Annotated in this window: 9 protein-coding genes and 1 other annotated feature; all 9 genes read left to right on the top strand. The window is 36.2% G+C overall.

Annotated features, from left to right (window positions below; translation table 11 throughout):
* The first annotated feature begins 171 nt into the window (after positions 1-171).
* Positions 172-2,103, top strand: a complete 1,932-nt coding sequence (thrS, locus tag BFI01S_RS19580; protein ID WP_061794097.1) for a threonine--tRNA ligase — start codon at positions 172-174, stop codon at positions 2,101-2,103.
* Between the two features lie 238 nt (positions 2,104-2,341).
* Positions 2,342-2,465, top strand: a sequence feature (ribosomal protein L20 leader region).
* A gap of 176 nt (positions 2,466-2,641) precedes the next feature.
* The gene (gene infC / locus BFI01S_RS19575; protein ID WP_061794096.1) at positions 2,642-3,145 is read left to right on the top strand and encodes a translation initiation factor IF-3; all 504 of its coding nucleotides are present in this window, start codon (positions 2,642-2,644) and stop codon (positions 3,143-3,145) included.
* A gap of 15 nt (positions 3,146-3,160) precedes the next feature.
* Complete coding sequence (gene rpmI / locus BFI01S_RS19570) at positions 3,161-3,361, top strand: 50S ribosomal protein L35 (protein WP_009333215.1); 201 nt, start codon at positions 3,161-3,163, stop codon at positions 3,359-3,361.
* A gap of 26 nt (positions 3,362-3,387) precedes the next feature.
* Positions 3,388-3,747: a 50S ribosomal protein L20 gene (rplT, locus tag BFI01S_RS19565; RefSeq protein ID WP_009333214.1), complete on the top strand. Its 360-nt coding sequence runs from the start codon at positions 3,388-3,390 to the stop codon at positions 3,745-3,747.
* 119 nt (positions 3,748-3,866) lie between these two features.
* Positions 3,867-4,055, top strand: a complete 189-nt coding sequence (locus BFI01S_RS19560; protein WP_061794095.1) for a DUF1294 domain-containing protein — start codon at positions 3,867-3,869, stop codon at positions 4,053-4,055.
* A gap of 188 nt (positions 4,056-4,243) precedes the next feature.
* Complete coding sequence (locus tag BFI01S_RS19555) at positions 4,244-5,617, top strand: tyrosine-type recombinase/integrase (protein WP_061794094.1); 1,374 nt, start codon at positions 4,244-4,246, stop codon at positions 5,615-5,617.
* The gene (locus BFI01S_RS19550; protein WP_061794093.1) at positions 5,595-8,021 is read left to right on the top strand and encodes a hypothetical protein; all 2,427 of its coding nucleotides are present in this window, start codon (positions 5,595-5,597) and stop codon (positions 8,019-8,021) included. The genes BFI01S_RS19555 and BFI01S_RS19550 overlap by 23 nt, the downstream gene beginning before the upstream one ends.
* Positions 8,011-9,888, top strand: a complete 1,878-nt coding sequence (locus BFI01S_RS19545; protein ID WP_061794092.1) for a site-specific integrase — start codon at positions 8,011-8,013, stop codon at positions 9,886-9,888. Before BFI01S_RS19550 ends, BFI01S_RS19545 begins: the two co-directional genes overlap by 11 nt.
* Positions 9,855-10,152, top strand: a 298-nt coding sequence (locus tag BFI01S_RS19540) for a hypothetical protein (protein ID WP_156478357.1), incomplete at its 3' end; no start/stop codon positions are given. The genes BFI01S_RS19545 and BFI01S_RS19540, both read left to right, overlap by 34 nt.

The raw sequence follows: 10,152 nt of genomic DNA, 5'->3' as shown, positions 1-10,152 counted from the left end.
AGTGTAAAACGTGTTTTAGGAGCAAAATCTGAATCCAGCTCCAGCGCCTAGCCCCTCGAGGTCACAAGTCAATCCTCCAAAAAAGGAAAGAACGCCTTTTTAGGAGGCTCGCCTTGTGCTTGTCGGGGCTGATCGAGGCGCTTGCGCTTTATAAAAAAGGGAGGAAATATCATGTCAGAAGTTGTTAAAGTTTCGTTTCCAGATGGAGCTGTAAAGGAGTTTCCAAAGGGAACGACAACAGAAGATATTGCAGCTTCGATCAGCCCGGGCCTTAAGAAAAAGGCAATTGCCGGCAAGCTGGATGGAGAAATGTATGATCTTCGCCGTCCAATCGAAAAGGATGGAGCTATTGAAATTGTAACACCGGACTCAAGCGATGCCCTGGAGGTTCTTCGCCACAGCACTGCCCATTTGATGGCTCAGGCGATCAAGCGTTTATATAAAAATGTAAAGCTTGGAGTGGGACCAGTCATTGAAGGCGGATTTTATTATGACATCGACCTGGAAGAATCGCTTTCACCAGAAGATCTTCCAGTGATTGAAAAAGAAATGAAAAAGATTATTAATGAAAACCTGGATATTGTCCGCAAAGAGGTCAGCCGCAATGAAGCGGTAGAGATGTTCAAGGAAATAGATGACGAATATAAGCTTGAACTGATCGAGGCTATTCCTGAAGATGAAACAGTGACAATCTATGAGCAGGGCGAATTTTTTGACCTCTGCCGCGGTGTTCATGTTCCGTCTACAGGCAAATTGAAAGAGATCAAACTATTAAGCATTGCCGGAGCATATTGGAGAGGCGACAGTGATAATAAAATGCTTCAGCGCATTTATGGAACAGCTTTCTTCAAGAAAGAAGACCTGGCTGAGCATTTGCGCCTCCTTGAGGAAGCAAAAGAGCGTGACCACCGTAAAATCGGCAAAGAGCTTAACTTGTTCATGAATTCGCAAAAAGTCGGACAGGGCCTGCCGATGTGGCTTCCAAAAGGGGCAACAATCCGCCGCAATATCGAGCGCTATATCGTTGATAAGGAAGAAAGACTGGGCTATGACCATGTATATACTCCGATCATGGGAAGTGTGGATCTTTATAAAACATCCGGCCACTGGGATCATTATCAGGAAGACATGTTCCCTGTAATGGAAATGGATAACGAACAGCTTGTTCTTCGTCCAATGAATTGCCCGCATCATATGATGATCTATAAGAATGGCATCCACAGCTACCGTGAACTGCCAATCCGTATAGCCGAGCTTGGAACAATGCACCGCTATGAGATGTCAGGGGCCCTATCCGGCCTTCAGCGTGTACGAGGCATGACTCTGAATGATGCACATATCTTTGTTCGGCCTGACCAGATCAAGGAAGAGTTTAAGCGCGTAGTACATCTGATCCTCGAAGTATACAAAGACTTCGATATCAATGACTACTCATTCCGTCTTTCCTACAGAGATCCGCAGGATACTGAGAAGTACTTTGATGACGATGAAATGTGGGAAAAAGCACAGGCAATGCTTAAAGAAGCAATGGATGAAATCGGCCTCGATTATTTTGAGGCAGAGGGCGAAGCTGCTTTCTACGGTCCTAAATTGGATGTACAAGTTAAAACTGCGCTTGGCAAGGATGAGACATTATCTACTGTCCAGCTGGACTTCTTGCTTCCTGAACGTTTTGACCTGACTTATGTAGGGGAAGATGGAAAGCCTCATCGCCCGGTCGTTATCCACCGCGGTGTTGTTTCCACTATGGAGCGTTTTGTAGCATTTCTGATTGAAGAGTATAAGGGAGCGTTCCCAACTTGGCTTGCCCCAGTTCAAGTCCAGGTCATTCCGGTTTCTCCTGATATTCACTTTGATTATGCGAAAAAAGTCCAGGAGCAGCTTCAGGCAGAGGGCTTCCGTGTTGAGCTGGACGACCGAAATGAAAAAATCGGGTATAAGATCCGGGAAGCGCAAATGCAAAAAACTCCATATATGCTTGTTGTTGGAGACAATGAAGCAGCTGAAAAAGCTGTCAATGTCCGCAAATATGGCGAGCAAAAATCAGAAACTGTTTCATTTGAAGACTTTATCTCAGCACTAAAAGCTGAAGTTAAACGATAATAATGAAAAAGGGCTGCACGAGCTGCAGCCCTTTTTTATGAGTTATTCGTTAGATTCTTTAAGAGCCGGATGAGACAAACGAAAGAGCTGGCATTAAATTCTTTTTGAAGAAATATTAAAATCGTATTGCCAAAAGCGATTAATTTTGTTATGCTTTTCTTCGTTGTGATAAAAGTTATTCGTTTGACACGGAATCATTCTTTGTGATATAGTAGCTAAGGTAAATTGAATACAGTTTGAGGAAAAGAAGAAGCACCCGCTTCTCACCTGATTGACGCAAAGCGCAGTTGGCAGGTTTTACGTGAACATTTTCTGTTTATATACGTAAGTGTGGGTGTTTTCATCCGCACTTTTTTATTTGGTTAAAAACAGCTCTGATTCCGTCACGGAAGAGAAATGTTGCATAACTTGCGATTCAGCTTTGGTCCGGTGCAGCTTACAGCTTTAAAGTTGTCTGCTAAGCAGGCGCTTGCGCTTTTCTTGACCCAAACGTTGTGTTCGCATTAAACCTTGGAGGTGTCTAGCTATTAGCAAAGATATGTTGTTAAACGAGGGCATTCGCGCCCGCGAAGTCCGTCTTATTGACCAAAACGGCGAGCAGTTAGGTATTAAATCAAAATTCGACGCACTTGAAATCGCTTCTCGTGCCAATCTTGATCTTGTTCTGGTTGCACCGAGTGCGAAGCCTCCGGTAGCCCGTATCATGGACTACGGAAAGTTCAAATTCGAGCAGCAGAAGAAAGATAAAGAAGCTCGCAAAAACCAGAAGATTATCAGTATTAAAGAAGTTCGCCTTAGCCCGACTATTGAAGAGCATGACTTTAATACTAAACTTCGCAATGCTATTAAATTCCTTGAAAAAGGCGATAAAGTAAAAGCATCGATCCGATTTAAAGGTCGTGCCATTACGCATAAGGAAATTGGCCAGCGTGTACTAATTCGATTCGCACAAGCATGCAATGAAGTTGCAACAGTGGAATCACATCCAAAAATGGATGGCCGAAGCATGTTTATGGTCTTAGCACCGAAAAACGACAAGTAAGAGGAGGAATTCCCAATGCCAAAAATGAAAACTCACCGCGGCGCTGCTAAGCGTTTCAAAAGAACAGGTTCTGGTAAACTGAAGCGTTCTCACGCTTACAGAAGCCATATGTTCGCGAACAAATCTCAAAAGCAAAAGCGTAAGCTTCGCAAAGGAACTCTTGTTTCTTCAGGCGATTACAAGCGCATCCGTAACTTATTAGTAAATCTTAAGTAATATCTCGAAATTAGGAGGGAAATAATATGCCACGTGTAAAAGGCGGTACAGTTACTCGCAAACGTCGTAAAAAAGTCATCAAATTAGCTAAAGGTTATTTCGGTTCAAAACATACATTATACAAAGTTGCTAACCAGCAGGTTATGAAATCCCTGATGTATGCTTACCGCGACCGTCGCCAGAAAAAGCGCGACTTCCGCAAACTTTGGGTTACTCGCATTAACGCAGCAGCTCGCATGAACGGTCTTTCTTACAGCCGTTTAATGCACGGTTTAAAGCTTGCCGGCATCGAAGTTAACCGCAAAATGCTTGCTGAATTAGCAATCGCTGACGAAAAAGCATTTGCTGAATTAGCATCAGTTGCAAAGCAGCAGCTTAGCAAGTAATAATTCATACAATAGCCATTCCCTATGGGGATGGCTTTTTAATTTGCTTTTGATGGACAAAAAGCTTCCGTTTCATTTAAGCTAATACAGATTTAATACATTCAAAAAGGAGAAAGCTCATGATTAAAACAATTGCTCTTATCTATCTGATTATGAATGTGATTGGTTTCTGCCTGATGAAGCTTGATAAAGAAAAAGCAAAACGGAATGAGTTCCGTATAAGCGAGAAGAACCTCTGGATTACAGCTTTTTTGAGCGGGGCAGCGGGAATGGCTCTTGGTTATGAAAAGCCAAGTATCTGTACATGATTTCAAGAAAGTATAGGATATTTTTTTATGGTGTTCTATACTTATGATTAGTGGGGTTATTGTCTATATCCAGTTATAAAGAAAAACATAAAGGTTCTATTTGTAGTTGGATGGGGACGTAGCCCACAGCGGGAGGCGTATCCGCAGGTCGATAGACCGAGGACCTTATACCTTGGGGGTAAAACTATATGGGTGTAATTAAGGATAGACAAACATCGTTAGGAACAGTTTATGAACGATACGACAGTAATAATGAGCTTATCCAAAAGTTTGGGATGATTGGCTTTATAAAGCTATCAACCGTAAGAAGGAAAACTTACTTCATAATTACAGATTTAAAAGGAAACTTAATAGAAGATGCCAATATCTATTTGAATGAAAAGATTGGCGATGACAAATATAAAAAAAGAGAAACTGCTTTTTCAGCTTTAAAGGTGTTCTACTCCTTTTTGGAACTTGTACATATTGATAATCCGCAAAATTTAACTAGCGGTGATATTAGGGATCTACGCTTGTTTTTAGAAGGGGGAAAAAAAGAGGGTAGTGTATGGAGTGTTGATCTCCGAGTTAGACGAGACAATCAGACATATAACAACTATCTAAATGTTTATAGAAATTTTTTAGAGAAAATGTATGGCATAACAGATTCATTTTTGTTTGAAACGATAAAAATAGGTACAACTATAGGTAATGGATTCTTTGCACATGCACATAAAGGGACTCAGGAACGATACAAGGCAAATAAAAAAGTATTTAAGCAACAATCTGTTCCGAAATACATAAAGCCTTATCAATACGAAAGAATTATGGATGTAATTGAAAGAAGCTATGGGATACGTGAAAAAGTGATTATTGATTTGATGTATAATTATGGGCTGCGTATAGGAGAGGTTTTAGGGCTAACATTTGAAGATATAGTGCCATCATATAAAGAAGGTTATTATAACCTCATCATCCGTGATAGAATGTCTGACAAGCCCACACAAAGGGCCAAAGGGGTTATAACTCCTACATCGAAAGATGAATATAATGATGCTTGGTATAGAGAACAAGGTAATCACCTTGGATACCAGACGGTTCTAATTGAAGAAGAAATGGCAGAATTGATTCAAGAATACATAGACGAATCGAGAGATGACATTCTTTTAAGTAAAAGTCCAATTAAAAGGGAAAACCTAAAAAATAATGCAGTAGCAGACAGGGTTAGTACGACTCCCCTTGTAAACAATGAGAATCAATATATCTTTTTAAATCACCAACACTATACTCCTATTACGCAGGCTGGATGGGGCTATGTTCTTCGGGGGATTTTTAAAGAAGCAGGGATTCATGTAGATAAAGGTTCTAAATCTACTAATTTAAGCCATCGTTTTCGACATGCTTTCGCTATGAAACGAGTTAAAAGTGGAATGCAAATTTTAGAGCTGCAAAAAGAACTTCGTCATGCCAGTCCGAAAAGTTGTGAAGCCTATTATAATCCTGATGATGAAGATAAAGTAGAATTATTGAGGAAAAACAACGAAAGGTACAAAGAGACTTATGATAAAGACAAAAACAAATGATTATTATACTGACATTGAAAACGAGACCATTATCTCAATAATTGCATCTCTTGAATCCGATTTGCAAATAAAAAATTTAATTTGGGAATGGCTTCAAACTAAGGATACCTGCGACATTCTGATGAAACGGAAATTCAAAGCAAAAAGAGGAAACTTGAAATTATTGTATATCAAAAAATTTTTGTTAATTATCGGAAAATACATACGAAGCCAAGAAGATTTTAATTGGGAAAATTATTGTTTCATTTTTCATGAAATCTCTAAACTTGGTAATTTTTCCCAAACATCAAGAGAGATGATTAGCAATTTATATCAAAATATCATCTCTTTTGATGTGATTAAGAATCCCGAAGTGAAGTTGTTTATAGTAAATTATAGAAATCTGTTCTTGCCATATGAGTTTGAATTGAGAAGTAAGAAAAAACTTAATATAACTCCTTTTATTGAAAGAATCAGTACCAATTTTCCGATTAATTCAAAGGTTGGACAAATTATACAGATAGGTTATTACGCTCATAATAAGTTCATGTACGGCAATTTTTTTATGCCTACGGATAATAAGTTTTTATTTAGTATTGTGAAAAGTTTTTTAGAGATTTTTGATCAACAAAGCGGTTTCAAATTTACCATCCAACATAGAGTAATGACTACATTATTTGAGGATAGTTTAAGTGGCTACAAAATTAATAGATTTGAGGATTTTAACGAGAAAACGTTTAAAGAGCAATTGATCTATTTTAATCGCATGAATGATGAATATAATCCTCTTGGAAGACGTGAAGCCTACCCTTTTCTCTCAATGTTTTATAGATACATAGATGATATGTATTTAGAAGAAACAGGAGAAAGGTTATTCAATTCGTTTTTTTTCAACAGAGATCTTTTCACACACAACCTATATCAAAAAAGTCTTGAAGAGGGCTATGAGGTTGTAAACACCAATGGAATAGGCGACTATTCTGAAAGCGATAAGTGGTTTGTTGTTGCTGACCTTAATAAAAGTGGAACTCACATAGGAAACATTAATAATTCCTTTATGAACTTTGAGAAGGTACACAATATCGAATTTAGAGAAGACTTAAAAGATTACATATGGAAATCTGATTTGACATATCGAGGTACTTACAACCATTTTTATGTCTTAGTAGACTTTTTAAACCAAGCAGAAATGTATTATCAAGATGAAATGAAAGTATTAACCTTAAAACCTTCATTAACGGTATCCGACAAACTATTGGGTTCAAGTGAGGTTAAGCCTTTTTCAAACAGATTTTTAATTTTTTATCATGCAAGTCTCATATCAAATGAAAAATACAACGATAAAACAACCAAGTCACGAATTGTTATCATACGCAGTTATCTAAAACATATTCAACGAAAATATAGCATTACTATGTTGAGTATTGACCAATTCAGTTCAATTCAAATTGAAAATAAGGGTGGAATTCCAATTCCATCAGAAGACTTTACCAAAATACAAAAGGAATTTACTCGAAGAGTAAAGACAAAAGAAGATGAAATATTATTAATTGTTTTACAATTATCTATTGAAACAAAACTTCGTCACGGTGAGATATTGGGATTAGAAAGAGATTGCATTGTATCAATTGATGATAGTGGGGAATTTGGCACAATTAAATATTACTCTAAGACTTCTGGAAGAAAATATAAGACAGAGGTCTTCATGATAGAACATATTCGATTAATTGAAAGGGCATTAAAACTAACTCAAGCAATTTATGAAAAAGCAGATTCACCTTTAAAAAAATATATTTTTATTTGTAGTCATTACTATCTTGATAATAAAGTGATTAGAATAAAGGGCAGATTTATTCGTTTGTTTACAGAAGTTTGTAAGAACTTATATGATCAAGAGAAAATTAGATCGCAGTATAGCCCTAATAATTTACGAGATACATATATTGAGAGAGCTTGGCAAATGGTTGAGGATGGTCTTATTTCAACATTAGAGGTTGGTGTAATCACAGGAAACACAGCCGGGGTTGCAGCTAAACATTATCGTGATAGAGAGAATACAAAAAGATATGTTGAGGCACTTTATGAAGTTTCAATTTTGGAAGATGAATTACAGGGAGAAATTGTGGATATTGAATCAGTTAAAGACTTGCCACCTGTTCAAGATGGTGCGGGGAATTGTGCAAGTGAAGCATGTATAAAAGTTGAACTGGAAGAAGATAGTTTTTATAAATGTTTGACTTGTAAAAAGTTTGTAACAACTGTTGAACGTAGTTATTATTTTGAAGAGAAAATGAAAGTTTATAAAAAAAATAAAGAAAAAGCGACCTCGGTTGCTGAAAGGAACTTTTATTCGGGTTTGATGGAGTTGTATGGAAGTTACTTAGCAAAAATGTATTCGATTATGGAGGGGGAAAATGAACACTGAGAAAATAGAATGGAATATAGATAATGCAAGTACATTATCTGGGCAACAGAATTACCTAAAAAGTGATTTTATTGATGAACCCCCACTCTTGATTAGGACAAATTTGAGGTTTTCTGATAATAGATGGGAGATTGCCGATAAACTACACCCAAAGGCACCCCCACTTGATTTTTCCCCTATCAAGTCAAAAATGTTTAGAGTATTATTGAAAAAAATTATGCTGCGTGAGCTGTTTACTAAACGAAATAGAAGCAGTACAGTTTATAGCAGATTCAACGAGATAAGAAGATTCATTTTTTATCTGGAAAAAGAAAAATATATGTATGATTTAAGATACCTAACACCAGAGGTCATCAAGGGATATGTGGAAACTCTTAAAAAAAATAATATTACCAAAAATTATCTATCAACGCTTCTTAAAGGTGTTGGTAGGTTTTTACAGGAAGTTCAATTTGCTGGATGTGACATAGATTTATCGGAGTTTCAAAAGACACTTACTGTTCCAATAGTAGAAAGAAAAGCGGAAAAAGAGGCTCATAAAACACCAAATATCCCAAAAAGAATTTTTAATCGTGTTGTTAAATGTGCCTTAAAAGATATGAAGGATGAAAGCCTTAGAAAACAAGATCGTATGATGGCGTGTCTAATTGTTATTTTATCCCACACAGGTATGAGAAAAGGAGAACTCCATAGATTAGAAGCTGGTAAATTGAAGGACATTACAATATTAAACAAAAAAGCAAAAGCATTTATACTTGAATTTTTTACTTTTAAAACAACTGCTGAAAATAATGGCAAATGGACTAAAACAATCGCTTTTCCTGAAACTGTACAGGCTTACCAAACTCTTGTGAAACTTTCAAAAAACGGGAGAGAAAAGGGAAGCACCAATTATCTATTTTTGAACAAGTTTAATAAGATTTATGGTCGGACAACGTTTGATAACATCTTTGATACCTTTTTTTATAGAAATCAAAATGAATTGTTTGATCATATATCTGAGTATGAAAAAGCCCATATTCATTTAATGAAAATTGACAGCTATTTAAAAGGTACAATCCCAAAAACCTTACCAAATGTTCCAAAAACAGGTGATACTTTTTATACTTTAAATCCACATCAATTTAGAGTAGCCGTGGCTAATATTCTAAAGGATAAAGTTAGTTTGCAATGGATAAGAGAACATATGAATCATTTGACTGAAGAAATGACAAAGCACTATTTTAGAGATGAACTTATAAAGGAAACACTATTTCAACGGGCAAAGAATGATGGAACTTCATTAGGTTTGGAACTAAACAATCAAAATCACTTTATAAAAAAAGAACTATCAGAACCAGAATTAATAAAAGCATATGAAGAGATTAATAAATTTCTCCAAAAGAAGAAATTCAATATTTTTAAGGATATTGATGAAATAATCAATACCTTAAAATATAACCCCTTACGTGAAAGCATCGTTGGGGTATGTACTAAACATTTAGGAATGTTGTGTGAGCGTCAATATCGTCTTGCAACCTTTGAAAAATGGTATTTTCTAAGTCCAAAAGTACCTAATATTGAATCGTTTGATTTCACCTATAAACGATTTATTGATAAGTCAAAAATCGTTCAACATAACAAAGAATTAGTTCAACAGGACTCAAAGTATCAAAGGGATTATGAGAATGAATATTCTTCTTTAATTAAGTTTTATCAAAACCGGGTTTTACAAGAGCATGAATTACTTCTTTCTATTTTGAACGAGAAAGGAAAAGAATTCATCTTATCTTCTTACCCACAATTAGAAATCATAATTTCCGATATTGAAAATGTTAACAAGGAGATTACCAAATGGGCATCGACATTGAACTTAGAGAGTGTGTAAATGAAAACACTCTAAGATATGGTATTGGTGAATTAAGTGAAATTAGTAGCACAAAAATACAGGACCAATTGATCTTGTTAGAAGAATATCTACAAAATTTTTGTATGAAACAAAGACAATTAAAAGAACAAATAAAGGAGTCTAATAAACTATCTATTTCCTCTGTTTCATCGGGGGCAAAAGTACCAAGAAGCCAGATTAACCTAAATACAAATACATTAAAACTCTATATTGAAAAACGAATTCAAGAAATTGAAAAAGAAC

The organism is Cytobacillus firmus NBRC 15306, assembly GCF_001591465.1.
GTDB classification, from domain to species: domain Bacteria; phylum Bacillota; class Bacilli; order Bacillales; family Cytobacillaceae; genus Cytobacillus; species Cytobacillus firmus.
Note: the sequence above shows the minus strand (reverse complement) of the source record. Positions and strands in the feature narration are given on the sequence as shown.

Coding starts and splice junctions, on each gene's coding strand:
- BFI01S_RS19560 (WP_061794095.1), top strand. CDS start 3,867: ATGATTAAAACAATTGCTCTTATCTATCTGATTATGAATGTGATTGGT.
- BFI01S_RS19550 (WP_061794093.1), top strand. CDS start 5,595: ATGATAAAGACAAAAACAAATGATTATTATACTGACATTGAAAACGAG.
- BFI01S_RS19555 (WP_061794094.1), top strand. CDS start 4,244: ATGGGTGTAATTAAGGATAGACAAACATCGTTAGGAACAGTTTATGAA.
- infC (WP_061794096.1), top strand. CDS start 2,642: ATGTTGTTAAACGAGGGCATTCGCGCCCGCGAAGTCCGTCTTATTGAC.
- rpmI (WP_009333215.1), top strand. CDS start 3,161: ATGCCAAAAATGAAAACTCACCGCGGCGCTGCTAAGCGTTTCAAAAGA.
- thrS (WP_061794097.1), top strand. CDS start 172: ATGTCAGAAGTTGTTAAAGTTTCGTTTCCAGATGGAGCTGTAAAGGAG.
- rplT (WP_009333214.1), top strand. CDS start 3,388: ATGCCACGTGTAAAAGGCGGTACAGTTACTCGCAAACGTCGTAAAAAA.
- BFI01S_RS19545 (WP_061794092.1), top strand. CDS start 8,011: ATGAACACTGAGAAAATAGAATGGAATATAGATAATGCAAGTACATTA.